We start from the raw sequence: 25,064 nt of genomic DNA, 5'->3' as shown, positions 1-25,064 counted from the left end.
TTACAGTTTCAGTTTAATACGTAGCTTGCCAAGAACCGCCGTGATGCCAATAACCAGCAGCGCAAACAGCAACGATTTTACCAGCCCCACCCCACCTGTTTTTAGAAATTCTGGCACTGAAATTCCCGACAAATCAGCAATGCTGTAATACACATAAGGAATTACGTAGCACGTCAACGTACTGGTTCCGGCCGGTTTTATCAAGTCGAACGTGTGTGTATTAGCCTGTAAATCAACAAACAAGTAGATCACCGCATACGTAACGAATGCAATACCACAACATAGAAAAACCCAGGTTGGTGTGGCCTGAATTTTTGAAATGATAAAGAAGTGACGAGCAAAGACGCCTGCCATCAAAAACAGAATACCAATACTGGCGAAACGTAGCAACAAATGTTCGCGCTGATTCTTCCCCGAAAAATAGGTGAGAAGATACGTAGCGAGAATACCGGAAAACGTAAACGAGCTGAATGCGCCATTGCCCAGTATCCAGTCGCCCGGACCATCCGGCCAGATGGCTTTTAACCAACCTGCATGACCGGCAATGCAACATAACGTAAAGAGAAACCAGGCTGCGAAAAGCAAGGCGGGTGATTTATGAACGAATAAATACACCAGCGCACAGGTTAGATAGGTCCAGCCAATCAGCCCCAGAATGCCCCACCATTGTGTTTTCATCCCTACCAACTCTCCACTATTTCCACCCCGGAAACGTAGCGCCAGATACACCAACAGCCCAATTCCTAACACTTGCAGCGCAATAAAAGCCATTCTGAGCCAGTCGCTACGTTTCGGATACTGATTCCAGATCAGGAAAAACGCCAGCACCATCAGAATTTGAAACCATTGTGTACTTAGGCCAGTCGCTTCTGCATTGAGACTGGGAACATTGACCGTGAAAACGCCCATAATCAGGAGTGCTACCGAACGGATTACAATGTGCCAGATGATGGCCGGATACGTATCACCTTTGTCGAGTCGCTGCCGGATCGCAAACGGAATCGACATACCAACAATGAAGAGAAAACAAGGAAAAACGACATCCGAAAAGCCCAGAAAATCCTCTTTCGCCGATGCGTGCTCAAGCCATTTCGGAATGCCGGTCAATGTCCAGAAATCATTGACAAAAATCATGGTCAACATAGTCAACGCCCGAAACGCATCAATTGAAAAAATCCGGTTTCCTGTTCGGCTGGCTGTACTGACGTTGGTTTGTAAAGAGGTCATAGGTTAAGAGTAATGTATAATGGGTAATGTACAATGAATAATGGTGTTGCGGGTTTGAGTTGGTGAAGAATAAATAGTGAAGGTACTGGTTCTACAAAGAGTATTGAAAACCGATACGTAACAGGCTATTTACTCTACCATTCATTCTACATTTTTCATTGTCCATTGTCCATTTAAAATCGTCCGTTTTGTCCGCCAATGAACAGGAAATGTCCGGTTGCGTACATGCCAGAGAATTGGCATACAAGTTAACCATCTGATTATCAGAAATATTAACTTTCTGGCACAATCGTTGGCATATAGTAATCAGAACAGTAAACAACGCAATTTCACCTTAAACGCAAATACTACCATGTTACTCGTAATCACAAAATTCATCGGTTCGGTTCTTCTGAGTGCTGCTACGTTCGTGAATCCAACCAACCCTAAAGCCCTTTCGTTTGATGCCAGTGCTTTCGTAACCGTCAACAACCAAATCCGGGTTGCGGTTAATAAAACGCCCGGAAAAGAAGTTGCCGTTATACTTCGCGGACAAAACAACGAGATTCTTTTTCAGGATTATATCCGTAAAAATGATGAAAAGTATGCCATTAAAATGAACGTTAACGATCTGAACGATGGCGAATATGAACTCGAAATCAAGTCGAGCGAAGGTAGCATTCGCAAACAAATTACACTCGCTACACAACCTACCAAAACAACCAACCGTGTAGTGGCACTACAATAAATAAATCACCAGAATACACCCTGATATCCGGGTTTTCGCTGACCAACGCTACGTTGCCAGAGAAAACCCGGATTTTTTTTGTACCTCACTGTAATGTTTTTTTCACTCAGTCGTCTATGCTATTGAAATGGACGTACAAGCTTTCAAACAACGGATTCTGCCTGTTCAGGGGCGCCTTTTTCGGGTCGCACAGATGTTTCTGCGCAACCGTGAAGAAGCCGAAGATGCCCTTCAGGATGTCATGCTACGTCTCTGGAACAACCGGCAGCAACTGGAAACGTACCAGAGTCTGGAAGCACTGGCCGTGCAAATGACACGGAATCTTTGCCTCGATAAACTCAAAGCACACAGTCGGCAAAAAATGGCTAACGATGCAGAATTGCCAGAGGTGCAGGCAACAGGGGCTTCGCCTTATCAGCAGCTTGAATCAGCCGATAGTCATGATCTGATTCATCGGCTAATGGAAGAACTTCCTGATCAGCAGCGGTTCATTCTTCACTTACGCGACGTAGAGGAATATTCGTTCGAGGAAATCGAGCAGCTTACGGGCCTAAGTGTCAACAACATCCGGGTGATTTTGTCGCGAGCCCGTCAACGTCTGCGCGACAGTTACACAAAAGCCAACGATTATGAATCAGGATATTGAAAAACTACTGGAGAAATATTACGACGGCGAAACTACGCTTGCCGAAGAAAAGGAACTTCGGGCGTTTTTTCAGCAGGAAACCGTTCCAGCGCATCTACAAAGCCATGCCGCACAATTCCGGTACTTTGCCAACGCACGTAGTGAGTTTCCGTCAGCCAAGTCGATTCACGAATTAGCAACCCGCTTAAATGCGCCCGAACGCGGTTTGTTCGTAAGCTTAGGTACATGGGGTGTGCGGCTCGCGGCTAGTGTTGGCCTGATCATACTCGGATTCGGCGGTGGTCTGGTATATAATCAGGTCCGGTCGTCGGCAAAAAACGGAACAGGTATCAGCTTTTCGGCAGAAACAGCGCCCGAAAAAAGCCTTAAAGAAACCCTTGCCTTTGAACAACTGACCAAAACATCGGCCAGCGAACGAATTCACGCCATCAACCAGAGTTACGAAATCAATCAGGCCGATCAGGAAATCACGCAACTGTTACTCAATACGTTGAATTTCGATGATAACGTCAACGTCCGGGTTGCGGCCTGCCAGGCACTGGCCCGTTTCGAACGGGAACCGAGTGTGCGCGATGGCTTGATTCAATCGCTGAAAGTGCAGACCGATCCGAACGTGCAGATTACGCTTATTGACGTACTGGTAGCCATTAAAGAGCGTCGTGCTGTCGAAGAAATGCAGCGACTGGCGCAGAATCAGGAAGCGTTGGATGCGGTGCGCCTTAAAGCAGAAGAAGGTATAAACAATCTCAATCGAGACGGGCGTTCGCCATCCTGAGTTACATCAAGAATTTAAAAATCAATACGTATAACCAGTTAATTACCAACAAATACCAATGAAAAAGTTACTTCTATTAAGTGCCGGCCTGCTCGTCGGAATTGTGAATGCACAGGCTCAGGCGAACGAGTACAAAACCAAGCTCGCCAATAACAAAGACAGAAAGGTGGTTATTGAGATGGACGCTTCGCAGCTCAAAATCGAAGGTCATAACAGCGATGAGGTTGTTATTCAAGCTTCGTCGGGCTACGAAGCGCCACCCGAACGCGCCAAAGGGTTGAAACCGATCTACAACACGGTTGTCGATAACTCCGGGATTGGCCTGTCGGTTACGCCCGATGGTAATGGGTTGAAAATTGAGAAAGCTACGCGGAAACAAATCAAATACACCCTCAAACTTCCGCGTAAGGTGGCCATTCTGTATCAGGAAACGAATTGGCAGGGGTCGGGCGTGAGTATCAGCAATATGGATGGCGATCTGGAGATACGTACCAACAACTCGAAGATCGACCTCAATAACGTAGTGGGTCCGGTGGTTGCCAATACCATCAATGGCGAAGTGAACGTAACGTTTGCGGCATTAAGTCAGGAAAAACCAACAGCTATCTCGACCATTAACGGCGAAATTGATATTACGTTGCCAGCATCGACCAAAGCGAATATGAAACTCCGGTCGATTCAGGGTGAGATGTACACCGATTTTGATCTGGGCGTAAAAACGACAAAAGATGGCATGAGTCGCGTTGGCGGTGGACATAACATCGACGGAACAGCCAATGGCGGTGGTGTTGAGATGCAGGTCAAGACCATCAACAGCAATATCTACATCCGTAAGCAGAAATAAGCTTCCCTCCTATTCCGATGAAAAAACTACTATTCCTTCTCCTGATGGCTCTAGTGACGTTGCCTGTGCTGGCGCAACGTATTATCCAGAAAACGATGCCCGTAGGCCCGAATCAAACGGTGAACCTGAACCTGAAATTTGCCGATAGTATTCAGGTTCGCTACTGGGACAAACCTGACTTGTCGGTACGTATCGAAGCAACCATCAACAGTGGCAAACTCGACGATGCACTGCTCGTAACCACTGGCTCTACCGATCAGGAAGTTAGTCTGAAAATAGACTACGACAAGGAGCTTATCAAGCAGGGCAAAGCCGAAGATTGCCCCGACGAAAGACGATCATCCTGGAGTTCAGGACGTGATGGTGAGCGTTACTACGTATGTAGCAAAATAAATTATCAGGTGTTTGTTCCTCGTCAGGCGCAGCTCAAAATAGAAACCATTAACGGCAATATCGATATAGAAGGAGCCTCCGCGCCCGTGTCGGCCAAGTCAATCAGCGGATTTGTCGACATGACCTGGCCCAAGGCCAAAGGTGCCAACTTCGCGATGAAAACCATTACCGGCGAAGTGTATTCAAATCTGGAGCTTGCCTTCAAAAACAAGAAAGAGAAACACCCTATTGTTGGCTACCTGCTGGAAGGAACCGTTAACGGTGGAGGCCCATCTGTCCGACTCGAATCAATCAGCAACGACGTGTTTCTGCGGGAAAAGAAGTGAGTTAATTTCCGGTGAAATATAAAAAGTGAAGACTGAAGATGGCGTTAGATTCTTCAGTCTTCACTTTTTATATTTCACCGGAATACTGTCTGGCAGCTTATAATTCGGTTAATAATATAGGCCAGAAATATTACGTAATAGTATAAAACTCACTCTCAATAATAGTAACAATCTGACTATCAACTACATAAAACCAATTATTTTACAAAAAAAATAATTCACCCAGATTACTAAAATCGGCATGAATGTTGCACCTATTTACGTAGCATTAATGGTGTAACAATCATTTATGGGTTATAAAATAGAATCGCTGATGTCGGATGAAGTCAGCGATTTTTTTTATTTCTTCTCCAGCAACTGTTTAACAAGCTGCTTAAGCTGGTCAATTTCTTTCTGTTGCTGAATACTGTATAAAGTCAGTTCTTCAATTTTCGCCAGTAGTTTAGCATCCGTCTGATGCAGGTCATTTCCGCTCTCAACCATCTCTTTCGCCGATGGAATCCCCGGCAAATGGCCGTGCTTTCCAACGTAGCGTTCTACCTCCTGCAAAGAGCGGAGTTGGTACGTATCAGCAAAGACGTAATCACTCCACTCAGCAGTATTTTTCACGGCTACTTTCACCCGCTCAGTCAGGATGCCCTTGCTCACAAATAGATTGTAATCCGATGGCGTTTTACTTACGCCATCGCCGATGATTACAGCATCATTTTGGCTGCTTTTTAGAAACGAACCTTTCCGCTCCCATAACAATTCGGTTTCCCCTTCGCGTGCCGCACCGCTGATACTCGCCAGAATCACATCCCCATTGGCATTCACCGTCAGAAACTTATAATAATTCAGCACACTCGACGGCGAACCACTTGTCAGATTAGTAAAACGAAGTCCCGACTGATTAGCAACGCCTTTGGTAATCTCCAGCTTGTTGTTGGGGGCTGAATTGCCGATGCCTACATTGACCTGATTATTGCCCAACACCAGCGCATTGGAAGCCGTCACCGAAGCGTTGTAGCCGATAGCCGTGGCATTGGTCAGATTTCCACTTCCCGTTGGGTTAGTAGCTGCTGTACCAATGAATGTATTTCGCGAACCTGTGCTGTTATTGATTCCCGCATAGCGACCAATGGCGGTGTTTTCGGTACCAGTGAGGCTGTTGAGCAGGGCACCATCGCCGATGGCCGTATTCCCTTCGCCAGTACGATTAGCCCCACCAGCTCCATTACCCATAAATAGATTGTAAGAACCATTACTGTTGCCCCCGGCCTGATTACCCAGAAACAAGTTACCAATACCCGTAGTATTACTATAGCCAGCCTGATTACCCAGAAATACGTTGGCACTGGCAGTTGTATTTCTATAGCCAGCCTGATTACCGATAAATACATTTGAAGTGGCATTGGTCGAAGAAAACCCGGCCCGGTACCCTACGTATACATTGCTTCCTCCAACGGTATTGGCATACCCAGCAAATGAACCCAGAAATGTATTGCTTACTCCCGATGTATTGTTTGCTCCTGATGAAGCACCCAGAAATGCATTGTCATTTCCTGTTTTATTCAAAAATCCTGATGTGTATCCCACAAAAACATTTGTATATCCTGTCGAATTCGCAGTTCCCGCATACGAGCCTAGATATGTATTAAACGAGCCTGTCATAGTCTGGTTACCAGCAGAAGGGCCTACCATTGTGTTGAGCTGACCAGGTGTCGGCGCATTAGCTGCTCGTTGGATATAATTATTCTGTGCCAGCGAAATATGGCTTATCAGCAACGTCAGATAAAAGCAGTAGTAATGTTTCATAGCGAGTTAGTGATTAATCATCAATAGTTACGAATCTACCAATTCCACCAACTTGCAAATTCTATTTTTACTTATCGGTGCCTTTGCGAACATACCAAAACTACCTTTTCGTGCAAGTTGACGTCGATATAACCAATTTATTGCTTTTTTAATAGCTGCTTTACCAACACCTTTAACTCGTCAATTTCTACCTGTTGTTTTTGATTAGTTTTCTCAAGCTGAATGCTATATCGAGTAAGTTCTTCGATTTTAGCCAGCAACGTAGCATCCATCTTCGCTACGTCGATTCCCTGCTCCACCACCTCATTCGCAGAAGGAACATCCGGCAAATGACCATGTTGAGTAACGTAGCGTTCCACCTCCGATAAAGGCCGAAGCCGATACGTATCCGACAACACATAATCGCTCCAATCACTCGTGTTTTTGACGGCCACTTTCACTTTCTCGGTCAGAATCCCCTCTTCCACAAATAGTTTATAACCAACAGGTGTTTTAGCTACGTTACTGCCAATAATAACGGCCTCGTTCTGGGTGCTTTGCAAAAACGAGCCTTTCCGTTGCCACAACGTTTCTGTCACGCCTTCGCGAGATGAACCGGTCATGCTGGCCATCACTACGTCGCCCTGCTCATTCACAGCAAGAAACTTCGTTTGCCCCAGCATGGTAGCTGGCGACGAATTGTTAAGGTTAGTAAAACGAAGTCCCGACTGATTGGCAACGCCTTTGGTGATCTCCAGCTTGTTGTTAGGAGCCGAATTGCCGATACCCACATTCACCTGATTATTGCCCAGAATCATGGCATTGGAAGCTGTCACCGAAGCATTAAAACCAATGGCGGTGGCGTTGGTCAGATTTCCACTTCCGACCGGATTGGTAGCGGCTACCCCAATAAACGTATTTCGCGAGCCGGTTGTATTGTTAATACCTGCATAGCGGCCAATGGCGGTGTTTTCGATACCGGAGGTGCTATTGAGAAACGATCCATCGCCAATGGCCGTATTCCCTTGCCCGTTGGTAGTACCACTGCCTGCACCATTCCCCATGAACAGGTTGAAGGAACCATTGTTATTGGCTCCAGCCTGATTGCCCAGAAACAGGTTTCCGGTTCCGGTGGTATTATTGAAGCCAGCCTGATTGCCAACGAACACATTAGAATTGGCAGACGTATTGTTACGACCAGCCTCGAATCCAATGAATACGCTATTGCCACCTGTGGTATTCGAAAATCCTGCACTTCGCCCAACAAACGTATTCGAACTACCTGTGGTATTGGACGTACCCACAGATGTACCTAAAAATGTATTGAAATTTCCTGTGGAGTTGAAGTTACCAGCCAGACCGCCCAGAAACGTATTAGAACCTCCTGTGGTATTGGAAAAACCTGCCGAAGTCCCTAGAAACGTATTAAAGTCCCCCGACGTATTACTAACACCATTATTGGCTCCTATAAATGTATTCGAAATACCTCCCCTATTGTTGGTACCAGCCTCAAACCCGACAAACGTGTTCACTCTGCCCGTCGTATTGGAAAGGCCTGCGTTCTGGCCAATCATCACATTTTGATCGCCCGACATGGTTAGATTGCCGGCACTTGGTCCTACAATCGTATTGGCAGTGGCTGGGCTGGCGGAGTTCGCCGTTCGTACAACATAGTTATCATTCTGAGCGTATAAAGTGGAAGAGACTAAAAAAAGTAAACAGAAACAGTAAGGTGATTTCATAACTGGACCGAATTAAAAACTGATTAAAGAATAAAGAGACCAATCTATCTATTCCAGTAATCGGGCAGTTTCTATTTTTACTTATCGGTTGGTTGACCAATAAATTACCTGGTTTAGTTGCCAGATTTCAGCTATAGAAACACAAAACCCGACTTTCAGGAAAGTCGGGTTTTGTGTTTCTATTTGGTTTTACTTTTTCTCCAGTAACTGCTTCACCAGTCGTTTCAATTCATCGATTTCAGCTTGTTGCTTTTCGTTATCCAACACACGGTTTTGTTTCTCAAGCAAAACTTTCTTTTCTAACTCAATGCTGTATCGAGTGAGTTCTTCAATCTTGGCCAGCAACGTAGCATCCATCTTCGCTACGTCGATTCCCTGCTCCACCACCTCATTCGCAGAAGGAACATCCGGCAAATGACCATGTTGAGTAACGTAGCGTTCCACCTCCGATAAAGGCCGAAGCCGATACGTATCCGACAACACATAATCGCTCCAATCACTCGTGTTTTTGACGGCCACTTTCACTTTCTCGGTCAGAATTCCCTCTTCCACAAATAGTTTATAACCAACAGGTGTTTTGGCCACGTTATTGCCAATAATAACCGCATCATTCTGAGTGCTTTGCAAAAACGAGCCTTTCCGTTGCCAGAACGATTCGGTTTCTCCTTCGCGAGCCGCACCGCTGATACTCGCCAGAATCACATCCCCATTGGCATTCACCGTCAGAAACTTATAATAATTGAGAATACTCGATGGTGAAGTGCTGGTCAGATTCGTAAAGCGAAGTCCCGACTGATTAGCAACGCCTTTGGTGATCTCCAGCTTGTTGTTGGGGGCTGAATTGCCGATGCCCACATTGACCTGATTATTACCCAGAACCAGCGCATTGGAAGCCGTCACCGAAGCGTTGTAGCCGATAGCGGTGGCGTTGGTCAGATTTCCACTTCCAACCGGGTTACTAGCTGCAGTGCCAATGAAGGTATTTCGAGAACCGGTTGTATTGTTGATACCTGCATAGCGACCAATGGCGGTGTTTTCGGTACCGGAGGTGCTATTGAGAAACGATCCATCGCCAATGGCCGTATTCCCTTCGCCAGTTGTGTTTGTTCCACCAGCCCCATTACCCATAAATAGATTGTAAGAACCATTACTGTTCGACCCAGCCTGATTGCCCAGGAACAGGTTGCCCGTACCTGTAAGGTTGTTATACCCGGCCTGATTGCCGATAAATACGTTAGAGCCTGCGGTTGTGTTTTTATAGCCCGACTGATACCCCATAAATACGTTGTTGCCGCCCGAGGTATTTGAGTAGCCAGCATAAGCTCCCAAAGCGGTATTTTGATTTCCCGACTGATTTAAAAACCCCGATTGATAGCCCAGAAACGCATTTTCAGAGCCTGTTGTATTCTGGTTTCCGGCATAGGCTCCCAGAAAAGAATTATTTCCACCTGTAGTGTTGGCCTGACCCGCTACGTGTCCCAGAAATGCATTATGAATACCCGACGTAGTGTTATTGCCAACGTTAAAACCAACAAATATATTTTCGGCAGTGGGTGAAGCAAACATGACCCGATTTCCGCCAAAGTTGATCTGCTGTGCATTACCCCGAACATTTATCAGCCCGATCAACGTAGTAAAAAGAATAGGTAAAGTCGTTTTCATGGTTAGTCGTAATTAACATTGATTACTGAACCGAACGTCGACAAATCGAGAATCCCGTTGACATTGAGCGCTTTAACGGTTCCAGTTGTATTGAGTTGTACGGTATTGCCATTGCTGATAGTAGCATTATAGATCACCGTTGGTGTAACACCACAGGTCCAGGTACTAGCCGATGTCCAGGCACCGGAGCTAACGGATTCCACACTACCGTCCGACGTAGTGATTGGGAGAGAGACGCTGGCAATTTTATTTCGAATCTGATTGCCCGGAAGTGTTCCGAAGCCATTTGCAAAGTTGACACCTCGGCTTGTATTGTAACAGTAACTCATAATGGTGCCTCCATTTACGGGTGCAGGCCCCGCCGTGCATGGACCATTTTCGGGAACGGCACAATTGTCGATCGGACCACCGGGCCAGCCGCACCAATGGGTATGCCGCGAACTAAAATTGTGCCCCAATTCATGCGCAACCTCGTTTACCTCCCACGAATAAGTCGGATATTGTTTGGCAACATTTGGATAAAAACCACTCGAAACAGCATACGCGGTTGACCGATCAGAAAGTCCATTATAACCCGAAGCCTTACCTCCGCCAATATTCCGGCTGGTGAGCAAATGCGCTACCTGACCCGGAAAGCTATTGCCGAAGCTATTCCAGTGCTGTTTAAACCGATCCAGCGCATCGCCCGATGTCGTTGGGTTATTATAAGGATCAGGTGTGTTCCAGATGTATAACTGCGCCAGTTGAACATACACGTTTTCGTTGCGGTACAACGTAATGACCTGATTGAAAACAAACAATATATCGTCGGTCAATTCTGCTACGTTACCGCCATACGACTGATAAAGCGCATAATCAGCTTCCAGATAAACGCCTACGTATTTTACGCACGTACTGGAGTTGGCTTTTGATGCATTGCTGGCTGGCGTAATGAGCCCGGTCTTATTATCGTCGTCGGATTCACAGCTAAATGGGCGTACTTTCGTTTGTACGGCCCGTTCGTTATAAACGACATAATCGGTTGTTAACGAATTTCCTTTGGTGGTTTGCCGGGACAATACCCGATTGCCTGTACTATCGGAGATCAGCCCCACTACGTTGTTATCAGCCAGTGCCAGCGCAACAATCGAGCGCGGACTATTCTTCACAACACCTTGATAATATGAGAATTTCGTTACGTCAAATCGGAACGTAATATTGGAGTCGCGAGTAACTACGTTGAAGTTGGGGGCAAAAATCGAGACAGGTACTAGTGTCAGTTCGAGATTCCCGCCAGACGTCGGCAATGTAATTTCCAGTAGTTTTGGTTTCTTGCTACGTATCCGCGTCAATACGTTGGGATTCAACGTTAGCTTATCAATTGGCTGGCTGGCGTCCTGCGCATTTGCCACCGCCTGCGTGCTACCATTGGCCGTAAATAAATCGGTAAAAATATCGGTTTTACCTGCTGCTCTGGCCTGTGTGATGGCTTTTTCAAGTGGTTTCTCCTGCGCCCATCCAACTCCCGACCACAATACCAAACAACACAATACGATGCGCATGAGCTTTTGGGTTAGATTATTCATTCAAAGTAATCATCACTACGTTATTCGTTGTATTTTCTACAATATTCAACAATTTATTATACCGTTCAGCTAACCGTATGCCAATAGTTAGGCTACGTATCCGCCCGACATATACGGTTTCATTAAATCGCTTTACTTGTTAAGACGTGATGGGTCACTCAAAAGAGTAGTTTGAACCTATTTTTAAGTGTAGGTAGTAGATATTCTGCGGATTGCGATTTGCCAAATAGGTTCATTCTGTTCTTCATGTCGCTACTCATTACGTTTCTCGGCATTCTGGCGCTGATTTTACTCATATCGGTTGTTCGTTTGCACACATTTCTGGCATTTCTGGCTGTTTCTATTGGTGTTGGTCTTGCTCTTGGCCTAAAACCTTTGGTTATTCTGGATGCCATTCAAAAAGGTATTGGCGGTACGCTGGGGTCAATTACGGCCATTATCGCACTAGGTGCTATGTTGGGCAAGCTGGTAGCGCAAAGTGGTGCTGCTCAACGTATTGCTGTCGCCATTATGGACGTGGTAGGTACCCGTCATGCGCGATGGGCGTTTCTGGTAACCGGGTTCATTGTTGGCCTTCCGTTGTTTTATTCGGTTGGATTTATGCTGTTGGCACCACTGGTTATTACGGTGGCTTACCGCTACAAACTTCCCGCCCTTTACATCGGTCTGCCAATGCTTGCATCACTGTCGGTCACACAAGGTTATCTACCCCCTCATCCGGCACCACTGGCTATCCTGAAGCAGTTTAACGCCAGCATGGGTCTTACGCTTTTCTATGGCATTCTGGTGTCTATTCCAGCCATTTTGGTGTCAGGCGCGCTATTTGGTGCTACGTTAAAACGCTACACTACGTTGCCCAATCCGGCTTTCATCGCGCCCGATTTAAGCGATGAACAGATGCCATCGACCAGTATGAGTTTTCTGACGGTGCTTTTCCCAATCCTGCTCATCGGTTTAAGTGCGCTGGCAAGCCCATTCCTACCAACCGATTCTGTAAGTCAGCAAGTTTTACTTTTTTTTGGTGAACCGATTGTCAGTATGTTTTGCGCGGTCATACTGGCTACGTTTACGCTGGGACTGTGGCGGGGTAAGTCGATGCCCGAAATCACTACGTTACTGGGCGATGCCGTTAAGGACGTAGCACTACTTTTTCTTATTTTTGGTGGAGCCGGTGCCTTAAAACAAGTCTTAACCGACGGTGGTGTAAATCAGGCCGTTGCCGACCTCATGCGCGATTCGTCGCTACACCCATACGTACTGGCCTGGGGCATGGCTGCACTTATTCGTGTCTGCGTTGGCTCGTCGACCGTATCGGGCATTACCACTGCCGGTTTTATGGCCCCGTTACTCACCGCTTCGGGCGTAGAACCAAACCTGATGGTGTTGAGTATTGGCGCAGGAAGCATGATGTTTTCGCACGTGAACGATACGGGTTTCTGGCTATTTCGGGAGTATTTTCAACTGTCGATGGCTGATACGCTTAAAACCTGGTCGGTGATGGAAACGCTGGTTTCGGTGTCGGGGTTGGTTGGTGTGATGATAGTAAGCTGGGTTATAAGCTAAATAAAGATAATGGCAACTGGAGCAGACGTAGTAAAAATAGCCGCCAAACGACTGGGCGAACAATATATCTATGGTGCACTTGCTCCCAAAGATAACCCAAACTGGCGTGGCCCATGGGATTGCGCCGAGTTCGTCTCCTGGTGTATTTATCAGGCTGCCCAGGTATTATACGGTTGTGATAACAATCAGGGCAACCCTACTACAGCCAACGCCTACACCGGCTACTGGCGACGCGACGTAGCAACTACGGGCATAGAGGTAAGTATGGATTTGGCTGCTAGAACTGTGGGCGGTATTCTGCTACGTTACCCGATTGAACAACCGCGACTAGATGGCCATATCGTTATTTGCGATGGGCGCGGTGGAACGCTGGAAGCACATTCTCCCCAAAAAGGTGTCATGCGTGGTAAAGTAAGCGGACGTCGATGGGATGCCGGTGTGCTGGTACCGGGGATTGTATACACACAGCTAACTGATGCTGTCATTGTAACACCACCTACACTGATTTTTCGGCTCACACACCCGCTCATGAGAGGAAAAACCGTTTTCGACATTCAGCGAAAGCTGAAAGCCTTAGGATTAAATCCCGGCAAAATAGATGGAAAATACGGCGCGCATACCGTTGCTGCCGTGGTGGCTTTTCAGCGTTTGAAAGGTTTGGTGGCCGACGGAGAAATTGGTGAGGAAACAGCTAATGAATTAGGTATCGAAATGCCTTAATTAGTCAAAGATGAATGCAGTTCGGGTATGTTTATGCTCAAGCTTTTTATGGCTTGTTACGTTCTCAATTTACGGACAGACGATTGGCAAAGGTGACCGGATCAGCGGGCCGAATTTCGCGACACGAAGTCCGATTCTGGGCAAACATGGCATGGTTGCGACGAGCCATCCGCTGGCAACGCAAATCGGCCTAGAGATTCTGAAAAAGGGAGGTACTGCGGTTGATGCGGCCATTGCAGCAAACGCGGCTCTTGGTGTTTTAGAGCCTAATAACGGCGGCATTGGGGGCGATTTATTTGCCATTGTCTGGTCGGCCAAAGACCGAAAATTATATGGACTAAACGCCAGTGGTCGTTCGCCTAAAGCGCTGACTTATGATTCGCTGAAAACTATCCTTGGTTCTCGACAGCAACTGCCACTTTACGGACCATTATCGGTTTCAGTACCGGGGACGGTCGATGGTTGGTTTCAACTTCACCAGCGTTTCGGGAAACTTCCCATGCGTAGCCTGTTGCAACCAAGTATTCAGTACGCTCGCGAAGGTGTACCTGTTCCGCAGGTAATTGCGTATTCATGGCAGGTAGCAGCACGTCGCCTGGCCGAAAATCAGGCCACAATTGGTGAGTTTCGCAATTTCCAGAAAACCTTTTTGATCGATGGTCAACCACCAGTTGAAGGGCAATTATTTCGTAATCCAGATCTGGCCGATACGTATCAGAAAATAGCCATTGGCGGACGTAACGCTTTTTATACCGGCTCAATCGCCGACACCATCGACCGATATGCACGTCGGGCGGGGCTTTTCTTGCGTAAAGCTGATTTTTTGACCCATCGCAGCACCTGGATTGAGCCCGTGTCTGTCAATTATCGTGGCTACGATGTGTTTGAACTGCCACCCAATGGGCAAGGAATTTCAGTCTTGCAGATGTTAACTATTCTGGAAGGTTTCGATCTGAAAAAGCTAGGCCATAACAGTGCCGATTACCTGCATTTGTTGGTTGAAGCCAAAAAGCTGGCCTTTGAAGACCGTGCCAAATACTACGCCGACCCTGATTTTACCAAATCATCGACCCAATGGCTTTTATCGAAAGAATATGCCACGCAACGTCGGAAGTTAATTGACAAGCATAAAGCCAGTGAACGTATCGATGCTGGAGATCCAGCCTTGCGCGCTGGTGATACCGTCTATTTGACCGTAGCAGATAGCGATGGTAATATGATTTCGCTGATTCAGAGTAATATGCTTGAGTTTGGAAGTGGTCTGGTACCCAACGGTTTGGGTTTTGTGTTTCAGAATCGGGGGACGAGTTTTAGTATGCAGCCGAATCACGCCAACGTATACGCACCGGGCAAGCGACCATTTACGACCATAATCCCCGGTTTTGTGCTGAAAAATGGGGAGCCTTTTCTCAGTTTTGGCGTCATGGGGGGAGCCATGCAGCCTCAGGGTCATTTGCAGGTATTGTGTAACATCATCGATTTCGGCATGAACGTACAGGAAGCTGGAGATGCAGCTCGTTTCAGTCATTCGGGTAGTAGCGAACCCACTGGAACGCTCATGACTGACGGAGGGCGATTAGCACTGGAAAGTGGTATTTCTTCCGCAGTACGTAACGAACTTGAAAAACGGGGACATCATTTGGCTCCTACCGACTTTTTTGGCGGTTATCAAGCCATACAATGGGATACCCAAAACCGGATTTACTGGGGTGCCACCGAAATGCGAAAAGATGGTCAGGCGGCTGGCTATTGATACGTAGTGCGTTTAACTTACAAACTGATCTACCCTGTCAACATGGCGAAGAAATACACCCAGCCCGCACCCGAATCGAAACCAATACGTGGCTTCGGTAAAATTATAAAACTACTACGTACCGACTGGCCAGAATACGTAGTAGAAATTATTGTCATTATTTTCAGTATTACCATTTCGTTCGCGTTCGACGAATGGAAAGATCAGCGACAAAAGAAGGAAACAGAACAAACCTATCTGAAAGGGCTTTATAGTGATATTCAGGCGGATATGAATCAGCTGCAGGAAATTATCGCCGAAACGCAGTTGGTTGTTCAGAAAGCCAGACACCTTTCCGAGCTCAATACGCAGCCACCATCTGTTACGTATTCCAATTTTGTTGAAGATGTGCGTTTCGTGTTTAAACGACCTCGTTTTATCTCCGAAGATGCTACGTTTGCCGACCTGAAAAGTACGGGAAATATGCAGGTAATCAGCGATTTTTCTCTGAAGCGATCCCTTTTCGATTATTACAGGAAATACGAAACGATTGTACAGGTCGAAACGGCCGAGCTGGAAACAACTAATACCATTGTTGGGCCTTATATACTTAAGCGCTTACCACTGGCCAAACCCAGAAATAGTGTTTCCAGAACCGAATGGCTTTCCATTCCAAATGACATAGAGTTTCAGAATGCTATGCTAGTCCGACACGCTACACGGGAAGAATTACTACGTGATTATCAGGAAACGATAAAGCTGGGCAGGCAGATTTTAACGTCCATCAAATTACAGTTAAACTGATTGCAGAATAGTACGCTCTGATTTGGTTATGACTGTATGCCGGTTTCGTAGACCCAGACCAGAGCGTACCCAAATTCAGACAACCTTCCGACCTAAACGCCGATTGTATAAGTCGAGCTGGCTATCGCTACCACTGTCTTTGCTATTTTCCAGCACTTTCAAAGCCGCTTTAGGCCGGTCGCGTTCGGCCGAAGCTTCGGCTTCGAAAGCTAATTCCTGTCGTAGATAATCAACGGTTTCGTGGTGTCGATTGGTCTCATCCACAAGCAGAAGCGTTAGCTCTCTGGCATAATGTTCGTTATCGGAAGCCACCAGCAAATTATTAAACTGCCGGGCAAAATCCCCATAGGTATAGGGTTCTATTCCTTTATCGACCGACAGTTGAATCTGCCGATATGATTGGGAAACAAAATACAGAATTTGATTTGCGTTACTCATTATTAAAAAAGTTTCTGTGGTCGATTGGTTGTTGTACCCGTTATAAAACAGATTGCTAGATACGTATTTATTACATACTGGCAAAGCAACAATACAGTTCTTCAGACGTAGTGTTTTAGGATACGTTAAGGTTCTTTTTTCACTATCTGTTCTGAATACTATAGCTAAGGTGGGGACTATACGGACGAAAATATGCCACAAAATTTGTGGAAAAATAGTTACACCAAATCAGCCATATAAACCATAACACTCTCACTATCAGTAGATGGCACGAATTTAGTACGTAATTATCAACATATATTGTACAACCATGCACTATCTCGATTACTACGTTCACTCCAATCCTGCTCAATACTGAACGTATTCGCTTAAATCTCTTAGTACTTTTAAACAACACGACTATGGCAACTCTGGCAGAACGAATTACAAGCTTCTTTAGCGGGAATGATTCTACGACTGACGAAGGCTTACGTGACCTTTTTATTAGTGAATTGAAAACTGCCTATTACACAGAAAAACGAGCAGTAAATGCATTAGGTGAGCAGGCTGAGGCTAGCACTACTAATGAAGTACGAGACTCGTTTCTACAACATCGCGCTGAAAGTGAAAACCAGGTTGAACGGCTGGAAGAAATTTTCAGAATCATTGGAATCCGTACAGAAGAACGTACATCTGATGCAATTGATGGATTAATTGACGATGCCCGACATATCATTGCTGATACAGCTACTGGCTCGCTCACGCGCGATGCCGGACTGATTATTGCCGCACAAAAGATTGAACATCTGGAAATTGCGGCTTATGGCTCACTATTAACCTTAGCTCACGTACTTGATTTTACGCAATCGGCCGAGTTACTGGAAAAAACCCTTGCCGAAGAAAAAGAAGCCGACCGAAAACTAACCGTACTAGCCGAATCATTTATCAATGACCGGTCGAAGGCGGAAGAGGAACAACACCCCGGTAGCCATCACGCCAGCCGCCACGAGGGCCACAACCCCGATGCTGACGTAACACTAGGTGGTTCGTTAGGTATATGATACATGGTATTCTATACAACAAAACCCGTAACGGCTGTCGTTACGGGTTTTGTATTGATACGATTGGGTGATTATTGTTAGATATCTCCTAATTTCTCTACCTGTGCTAAATCTCCTTTGGCCACACGCACTAAAAACTGCTCAATACGGTCAACGGCATGGCTTATATCCCACTGATCGCGAACCATTTTCCGACCATTGGCCGACAAACGATGAGCCAATTCAGGGTTTGTTAAAACCCGCTCCAAAGCCTGAGCAATTTCTCCCGTGTCACGGCTGGTCAGAAGGCCATTAAAATCGTCGCGTACTGTTTCCCGAACTCCTCCTTCGCCAATCGCAACAACGGGCGCACCACAGGCATTTGCCTCCAGAGGGGCATATCCAAACGGTTCAAGGGCGGACGTATAAAGCAAACACGACGTAGTATTCAGCAGTTGAATCAGTTCCTCATGTGATACGTATTGGCGAGGCTCGAAAACAACGCCCAGTTCTTTACTTAACGCCTGTAGTTCTTCCAGATAACCTTTACGGGAAATATTACCTACCCAAACCAGCGGAGGGCGGAGGGCTTCTGGAATTTTTGCAATAGCTCTGATGGCTACATCAGGCTGTTTGGGCGGATGAAACGATCCCAATCCCATCACAAATGGCTTACGCGGCAGGTTCAAATATGGAAACATCGACTCATCGATTCCTAAATAACAAACATCGCCCGGCCCGCCATAGGCACGTAGCAGACTTTCGTTGCTGAAATAGGAATTTACCAGTACTTTATCGTATGCCTGATAATTTTTAACTTCTTCACGTACCAACACCCGAGCCCGGTGAATACTGAACTGATTGGCCCAGAATTGTTTATAATAATGTAAGTCGTGCCAATGTTCCGAAAATGGCGATAAACCCTCCCACATAAACTTCGGATAGGCTTCGTAGAGAGATCGATTGGGTTCCTGCAGGTAAAGCAACTTGGGAATGTTGTTCACGTAACGGCCAATAAAGGGCATGTTGAAAAAGTGGCAGGAATTGGCAAACAATACGTCGAAACCACCCTTCTCTATTTGTTGGCCACAGGCTTCGCAAAAAGCCATCATGCGCTTGATACGTGTGCTATTCAGAAACCAGAGCGAGCGCACATTATCGATGTATTCAACCCGGAGCCTTGTATTAATCGATAAGGGCAAAATGTGGGTTTTGTCGACGTATTGATCAACATCCAGAAATTTACTATCAGCCAGAGAAGAAGTCCAGACTTCTATGGAGTGTCCACGTTCTGCCAATCCTTTAATATGCTGATGTAATGCCCGGCTCGCGCCACCGCTAGGTAAGTTATGCCAAACCGCAATTTTCATGAATCAGGTTATTCTTGTTTTAATTCGCACCCATTGTCCGCTTCAGTAGTATCCGGCAGATCAACAGGAATGCTCGTAAATTTCAGATCAATATGATAGCCAACTAGTAACCATTTTCAGGTATAATCGTGTAGACTTACTATAGTACTAATAAAGAAAATGTTTATCCTATTGTTGATAAATACAGCGTATTACAGCCTACAAAGGCATTAAAATAAATAGAAAAATCTTTTACTGATTCACTCAAGAATCGATTATTAAATCAAAATAACCATTTTTTTGTTTAAATAACTTAATATACAATCAATCCGCTTAATCTGCTTACAAAATATACAGACTTCTTTAAAGAAATTCTAACACAGTTTTTCATAGATACTTTTGCTAAATAGAAGCTGATACTGCGAATTCGTGTCTGGTTTTTCTGATAGATCTAAGCCGGAATCGGTGCCCACTAGACTAATAACCAGATTTGATCTGGCTGATGCAGGTAATTTCAATAGTGTATTTCGTGTCAGCTATCCGCTACACTTCAGGCAAATAACTATAATTCTATTTTGTTTTTGAGCATAAAATAATGATAAGAATAGTCACAAAGTGATACTTTAGCGTATTTAAAACAATAGCCAGTTTAACACCCTATTTGATACACAAATAAATTATTACCAATAGATTTAAATTTATAATATTGTAAACCAATTAAATAGTGACATAATAAAGTTTTTCGTAGAAAAATCTCCATTTTGTTTAACTACGTATTTAATGAACATCCACAAGTCTATGCCAGACTTTAGCGTTTCTTTTGTCAAATCAAATCCATATGCGAGTTAATGGCCTGATACGTTTACTAACTCTTATTATATGGTCTTCTCCTCTTCTTGCCCAACAAACTGGCTGGCAGGAGCTTACTATATCTGAAGGCCTGTCGCAGGGAATGATTTTTGGTATGGTTCAGGATCAGAAAGGCTTCATCTGGGTGGCAACAAAAGATGGCCTGAATCGATACGATGGGCAAAACTTTACTGTTTTCACCCACGATCCATACGATCCATACAGTCTTTCCGACAATAATTGCTCAGCTCTTTTACTCGATCGTCATAAAAGACTCTGGGTAGGTACACTCAATGAAGGCTTAAATGTTTTTAATCCGGAAACACAACGTTTTTACCACATCGACATTCTCGACAAGACAGCTTCTAATGCCGAAAACTATACAGTCGATGGGCTTTTTGAAGATCCTCAGGGAAATATTTGGGTAGCCGCCAACGCTAATAAATTAATTAAGATCAATCTACCGGCTTCGTTCGATTTTCCTGAAAATGCTCATCTTAGTCCGAAAATTCAGATGGTGCAACTGCCCGTTTCACTGCCGAGCACCAACCCTATCAAACAGTTAAGTTTTCGGGCAGATGGTCAGGCACTGGTCATTTGCGAGTCAGGTACCTATGCGTTCAACTGGCAGTTCCCGCAGAAAAAGGGGCAGTTTACACCGTTTTCAAGCGAATTAGCAAATCTTTACAGTATATACAGCAATCTATCCGAAGATAGCCACATCGCTTCTTTTGGCGATAAAGTCTTGTTTCGATTACGAGATCAGCAGAAACGAATTAGACTCCCAAAAGGAAATGAAGCCATTCTTGTTGTAAAAGCACTCGACAAAAAAACGCTTGCTCTCGCTACAGATAAATTTCTATGGCTGATGTCGCCCGAAGAGTTGCTCCGGCAGGATAGTCTCACCGCTAAAAATGCATTTGTAGCTTTACCTCCTCATTTATACGCAGTTACCGATATTCTCCGCGATCAAACGGGTAACATCTGGATCGGCACAAGCGGTTATGGCATTCGCAAGTTTAACCCCCGAATCAAACAATTCCAGTCGTTTCTGCCCAACACAACCCTTTCCTATATTTATACAGACAGGCAGGGACGTACTTATTTGCGCCACGAGTTTGCGTATGACGAACTTGATCGGGCCGGCAATCGGATGAAGCCTTTTCTAGGTAATAATCTGGTAGCCGCCGACAAACGGGCACGGTATATGATGCAGGATCGGCAGGGAACTTTCTGGATATCGAACACCAATTTTCAGACGCAGGCGATGAGCCTGTTCAAGTTTTCGTCTGACTGGAAACTCCTCAAAAAATATCCGCTTCCGCCTAATACGTCCTACGGCTTCTACCAAAATTATACCGTCGAAGATCAGGCAGGTCGGCTTTGGCTAGGTGTTATTAACGGGAAACTACTTCGGTTCGACCCAAAATCCGAAACATTTAAAGTTTTCTCCTACCAGTCATTACTTCCGCAAAAAGGCTCTGAAATCGAAACTTCATCGCTTTACTTCGATCAGAACGGAACCCTTTGGATTGGAACAACCCGAGGTCTTATTCGGGCTACAAATCTTGAAACGGTGCCTATTTTTTCGGTTTTCAGAAATAGTATTCCGAATCGCCAGAGTTTAAGTAACGACGTAGTGTCCAGTCTGCTCAATGACCCGGATCAGCCCAAACGATATCTCTGGGTGGGTACCAAAGGAGGAGGTTTGAACCGATTAGATAAACAAACAGGTTTGTTCGACCATATCTCCGAAGCACAGGGATTGCCGAATAAAGTTGTTTATGGAATTTTGGCCGATCAGTTCAAAAACCTCTGGCTAAGCACCAACCGGGGTATTGCTCAATTTAATCCACGAAACCGAACGTTTCGCAATTTCACCAAAGCCGATGGTCTTCAGGATGACGAATTCAATACGAGTTCATTCTTTAAATCGCCCTCGGGCGAATTGCTGTTTGGAGGTGTTCACGGCCTGACTGCTTTTCGGGCAGATAACGTTATACAATCAACGGCCAAAGCCCCGCAGGCACAGTTGGTAGCGTTAAAAATTAACAACGAAGTTGTTCGGGTTGGCGAAGCGGATGGTATTCTGGCCCGAGGCATTGAATATACCCAACGTATCGATCTGGCGCATACGCAGAATCTGCTAACCCTCGAGTTTAGTGTGATGGATTTTGCCAATTCGGCCAAAAACCGATACCGTTATCGGCTGCTGGGTATTGATACCGATTGGATAGAAGCAGGCACCAACCGATTTGCCAATTACGCCCAACTACCCGATGGCAATTACACGTTTCAGATGATGGGATCTACCGACGGGCATCAATGGAGCAAGCCCGTTACGTTGCAGGTTCGGGTACACCCACCTTTTTATCGAACCTGGTGGGCCTATGCGCTTTACGTGGTCCTGTTAGCGGCAATAGGCTGGCAACTTTACCGATTTCAGACAGAGCGGCTGTTGCTGGAGCAACGTATTGTTTTTGAACATAAGGAAGCCAGTCGGCTGGCCGAACTTGATTTGCTACGTACAAAATTTTTTACCAACATTTCGCATGAGTTTCGTACGCCTTTAACACTAATTCTTACCCCATTATCCGACCTGAAAGAACGATTTCCTACGGAACCAGTGCTGGCGATGATGGAACGTAACGGTAAACGGTTATTGAGTCTGATTAATCAGCTTCTTGATCTGAGCAAACTTGAAGCCGGACAGCTTAAACCAGAAACCGAATCGGGTGATATCGCCGTTTTTTTTCAGACGCTGGCAGGTTCGTTTAGCTCGCTGGCCCAGAGTCGCCAGATCACGTTTACCTTCGAGCAGTCAAAGCCCAGGTACGTAGTGTATTTCGACCGGGATAAGCTGGAAAAAATTGTCACAAATCTGCTCTCCAATGCCTTTAAGTTTACCCCAGTCAATCATGAAGTTCGTATGACAGTACGTTATCCGGCTAGCGATATGCTGGTTTTTACGGTGCTGGATTCGGGTATCGGTATTCCGGCTAGCCACCTTGCACGCATTTTTGAGCGGTTTTATCAGGTCGACGACAAAAGACAACGAACTCATGAAGGCACGGGTATCGGTTTAACGCTGGTCAATGAATTGGTGCAGGTTCTGGGTGGCACAATCGACGTATCGAGCATTGAAGATGTAGGTACTACGTTTATGGTTACGTTGCCAATACATCCGCTCGAACAGTCAACATCTGATAGAATTGACGCCAACGATTCATATAGTGAGCTATCTGTTATCTCTGTAACATCTGAAGGGTCGAGTCCTGTATCACTTACCGAAACAGTTCTTGAAGAAACCGACAAATTACTGCTCATTGTTGACGACAACCCCGATATACGTACCTACATACGTAGCATTTTTGAGGACGATTTTCAAATTCTGGAAGCTGAAGATGGTCAGCATGGGCTGGAGTTAGCTACTGCTACGTTGCCTACGCTTGTTATCTGCGATCTGATGATGCCCCGTCTCGACGGTTTTGGTTTCTGCCGGGAACTGAAAACCCAATCCGTTACCAGCCACATTCCCGTTATTATGCTAACGGCAAAGGCTACTGTTGAAGACCGTATCGAAGGATTCGAACTTGGTGCCGACGATTATCAGATCAAGCCCTTCAATCGGCCTGAGCTACGTGCCCGCGTTCGGAACCTGATTGAGCAGCGGCAACGGTTATATCAATGGTTTAATTTAAGTCGTGTTACCAGCGAGGTTGCCCCTGCTCAGCAATTAATTCCGCCTTTGACACTACTAACCAGTGAGCAACTCTTTCTTGATCAGCTTACCAATGTAGTTCAACAGAATCTGAGCGATGTTACGTTTTCGGTTGAGCAACTGGCCGATGCCGTTAGTCTTAGTCGCTCACAATTACATCGTAAACTGAAGGTGCTCACCAATACGTCGCCAACGCAATTTATCCGCGATATCCGCTTAGCCAAAGCATCTGAATTATTAACCGAAGGTGAGCAGAGTGTGACACAGATTGCATATGCCGTGGGTTTTGATAACCTTTCATATTTCTCAAAAACGTTTCAGGATCACTACGGCGTTTCGCCATCGCAATACGGTCGACTGCCAGCCACGCCGTCATAAAACACCCTGAGTTTTATATTACTAGCTAAGCTAATATACGCTTGTTTCAACTTCTCTAAATCGCTGCAATAGAGATCAGTATATTTACATATACGATAACTTACTAAGTAATTACTGTAGTATCTGACTAGTTACTCAGTAGTAACTTATCCTCTTTGATAACCTTCTCGATTTATGAAGAACCATCTTTACGTGATGCTCATTGGCCTATACTGTTCGAAGGCCCACTTTTCAAGACTTAGCTTACCTATTCTGTTGTTGGTATCTGCGCACCTTTTTTCAGTCAGTCTTTATGCCAGCCCTCTCTTGCCAAATAAAACGATCATCAACTCCAGCGCCTTTATTCCTTCATCGTTCGTACAGGGCACCAACCCCTTCACAATGACCATGGCCTTTGCTTCCCGGATGATTTATGGCGATTTTGACAACGATGGCGACATTGACATTCTCTACCAGAGTAACAACACCGCAGGCGCAGGCTTTGGCTACGTGCGCAACAATGGAGCAGGCAGCTACACTGATGTGCCTAACGCCAACACTGCGGGGACGCCTTTCACCAATTTCAGTTTTGCCAATCAGCAACTTAGCAATGCCTCGGTGCTGGTCTTCGATTATGACAATGATGGCGATGTGGACATCATCGACCGGGAGACCACAGGAGGTCTGGGTGTATGGCGCAATGATAACGGTACGTTCGTACAGGGCACCGACCCCTTCACGATGACCATGGCCTTTGCTTCCCGGATGATTTATGGCGATTTTGACAACGACGGCGACATTGACATTCTCTACCAGAGCAACAACACCG

Annotated in this window: 19 protein-coding genes; 12 read left to right on the top strand and 7 right to left on the bottom strand. The window is 45.7% G+C overall.

Translation table 11 applies throughout. The features are described 5' to 3' along the window. Window positions 1-1,227 carry a DUF5009 domain-containing protein gene (locus ACYVD4_RS22315; protein ID WP_460949521.1) on the bottom strand — a complete coding sequence of 409 codons (1,227 nt, stop codon included), beginning with the start codon at window positions 1,225-1,227 and terminating at the stop codon, window positions 1-3. A 352-nt stretch (window positions 1,228-1,579) separates the two neighbouring features. Between ACYVD4_RS22315 and ACYVD4_RS22310 the strand changes: the two genes are divergently transcribed. The 5 genes from ACYVD4_RS22310 (at window position 1,580) to ACYVD4_RS22290 (ending at window position 4,938) form a co-directional block, all read left to right on the top strand. Next, the gene (locus ACYVD4_RS22310) at window positions 1,580-1,954 is read left to right on the top strand and encodes a hypothetical protein (protein ID WP_460949520.1); all 375 of its coding nucleotides are present in this window, start codon (window positions 1,580-1,582) and stop codon (window positions 1,952-1,954) included. Between the two features lie 127 nt (window positions 1,955-2,081). Then, window positions 2,082-2,600, top strand: coding sequence for an RNA polymerase sigma factor (locus ACYVD4_RS22305; RefSeq protein WP_460949519.1), 519 nt, complete (start codon window positions 2,082-2,084; stop codon window positions 2,598-2,600). Continuing rightward, on the top strand, window positions 2,584-3,375 hold the full coding sequence (locus ACYVD4_RS22300) for a HEAT repeat domain-containing protein (protein ID WP_460949518.1): 792 nt from the start codon (window positions 2,584-2,586) through the stop codon (window positions 3,373-3,375). The genes ACYVD4_RS22305 and ACYVD4_RS22300 overlap by 17 nt, the downstream gene beginning before the upstream one ends. A 58-nt stretch (window positions 3,376-3,433) precedes the next feature. Beyond that, window positions 3,434-4,219, top strand: coding sequence for a DUF4097 family beta strand repeat-containing protein (locus tag ACYVD4_RS22295; RefSeq protein WP_460949516.1), 786 nt, complete (start codon window positions 3,434-3,436; stop codon window positions 4,217-4,219). A gap of 17 nt (window positions 4,220-4,236) precedes the next feature. Next, window positions 4,237-4,938 carry a DUF4097 family beta strand repeat-containing protein gene (locus ACYVD4_RS22290; protein ID WP_460949514.1) on the top strand — a complete coding sequence of 234 codons (702 nt, stop codon included), beginning with the start codon at window positions 4,237-4,239 and terminating at the stop codon, window positions 4,936-4,938. A 339-nt stretch (window positions 4,939-5,277) separates the two neighbouring features. Here ACYVD4_RS22290 and ACYVD4_RS22285 read toward each other — a convergent pair whose 3' ends face one another. From ACYVD4_RS22285 to ACYVD4_RS22270, 4 genes are all read right to left on the bottom strand, one after another. After that, window positions 5,278-6,735, bottom strand: a complete 1,458-nt coding sequence (locus ACYVD4_RS22285) for a TMF family protein (RefSeq protein ID WP_460949513.1) — start codon at window positions 6,733-6,735, stop codon at window positions 5,278-5,280. 137 nt (window positions 6,736-6,872) lie between these two features. Beyond that, window positions 6,873-8,456, bottom strand: a complete 1,584-nt coding sequence (locus ACYVD4_RS22280) for an autotransporter outer membrane beta-barrel domain-containing protein (RefSeq protein ID WP_460949511.1) — start codon at window positions 8,454-8,456, stop codon at window positions 6,873-6,875. Between the two features lie 189 nt (window positions 8,457-8,645). Next, window positions 8,646-10,118 (bottom strand): hypothetical protein, encoded by a 1,473-nt coding sequence (locus ACYVD4_RS22275; RefSeq protein ID WP_460949510.1) that lies wholly within the window; start codon window positions 10,116-10,118, stop codon window positions 8,646-8,648. A 2-nt stretch (window positions 10,119-10,120) separates the two neighbouring features. Next, the gene (locus ACYVD4_RS22270) at window positions 10,121-11,659 is read right to left on the bottom strand and encodes a M12 family metallo-peptidase (RefSeq protein ID WP_460949508.1); all 1,539 of its coding nucleotides are present in this window, start codon (window positions 11,657-11,659) and stop codon (window positions 10,121-10,123) included. 270 nt (window positions 11,660-11,929) lie between these two features. On the opposite strand from ACYVD4_RS22270, the gene ACYVD4_RS22265 reads away from it, so the two are divergent. The 4 genes from ACYVD4_RS22265 to ACYVD4_RS22250 are packed head-to-tail and all read left to right on the top strand — an operon-like array spanning window position 11,930 to window position 16,502. Continuing rightward, on the top strand, window positions 11,930-13,246 hold the full coding sequence (locus tag ACYVD4_RS22265) for a gluconate:H+ symporter (protein WP_460949506.1): 1,317 nt from the start codon (window positions 11,930-11,932) through the stop codon (window positions 13,244-13,246). Between the two features lie 9 nt (window positions 13,247-13,255). After that, window positions 13,256-13,966 (top strand): peptidoglycan-binding domain-containing protein, encoded by a 711-nt coding sequence (locus tag ACYVD4_RS22260; RefSeq protein WP_460949504.1) that lies wholly within the window; start codon window positions 13,256-13,258, stop codon window positions 13,964-13,966. Between the two features lie 10 nt (window positions 13,967-13,976). Further along, the gene (gene ggt / locus ACYVD4_RS22255; RefSeq protein WP_460949502.1) at window positions 13,977-15,719 is read left to right on the top strand and encodes a gamma-glutamyltransferase; all 1,743 of its coding nucleotides are present in this window, start codon (window positions 13,977-13,979) and stop codon (window positions 15,717-15,719) included. A 42-nt stretch (window positions 15,720-15,761) separates the two neighbouring features. Continuing rightward, entirely contained in the window at window positions 15,762-16,502 is a 741-nt protein-coding gene (locus ACYVD4_RS22250; protein WP_460949500.1) for a hypothetical protein, read from the top strand. Window positions 16,503-16,577: 75 nt separating this feature from the next. On the opposite strand, the gene ACYVD4_RS22245 is transcribed toward ACYVD4_RS22250, so the two are convergent. Next, the gene (locus ACYVD4_RS22245) at window positions 16,578-16,940 is read right to left on the bottom strand and encodes a hypothetical protein (protein ID WP_460949499.1); all 363 of its coding nucleotides are present in this window, start codon (window positions 16,938-16,940) and stop codon (window positions 16,578-16,580) included. Window positions 16,941-17,341: 401 nt separating this feature from the next. On the opposite strand from ACYVD4_RS22245, the gene ACYVD4_RS22240 reads away from it, so the two are divergent. Then, entirely contained in the window at window positions 17,342-17,980 is a 639-nt protein-coding gene (locus ACYVD4_RS22240) for a YciE/YciF ferroxidase family protein (RefSeq protein WP_460949497.1), read from the top strand. Window positions 17,981-18,057: 77 nt separating this feature from the next. Here the strand turns inward: ACYVD4_RS22240 and ACYVD4_RS22235 are convergent, their stop codons facing one another. Further along, window positions 18,058-19,329, bottom strand: coding sequence for a glycosyltransferase family 4 protein (locus ACYVD4_RS22235; protein WP_460949495.1), 1,272 nt, complete (start codon window positions 19,327-19,329; stop codon window positions 18,058-18,060). 817 nt (window positions 19,330-20,146) lie between these two features. Between ACYVD4_RS22235 and ACYVD4_RS22230 the strand changes: the two genes are divergently transcribed. Beyond that, complete coding sequence (locus ACYVD4_RS22230; protein ID WP_460949494.1) at window positions 20,147-24,256, top strand: hybrid sensor histidine kinase/response regulator transcription factor; 4,110 nt, start codon at window positions 20,147-20,149, stop codon at window positions 24,254-24,256. Between the two features lie 174 nt (window positions 24,257-24,430). Beyond that, window positions 24,431-25,064: FG-GAP repeat domain-containing protein (locus tag ACYVD4_RS22225; RefSeq protein ID WP_460949493.1), on the top strand; the 634-nt coding region annotated here is incomplete at its 3' end.

Source organism: Spirosoma daeguense (assembly GCF_054776875.1).
Note: the sequence above shows the minus strand (reverse complement) of the source record. Positions and strands in the feature narration are given on the sequence as shown.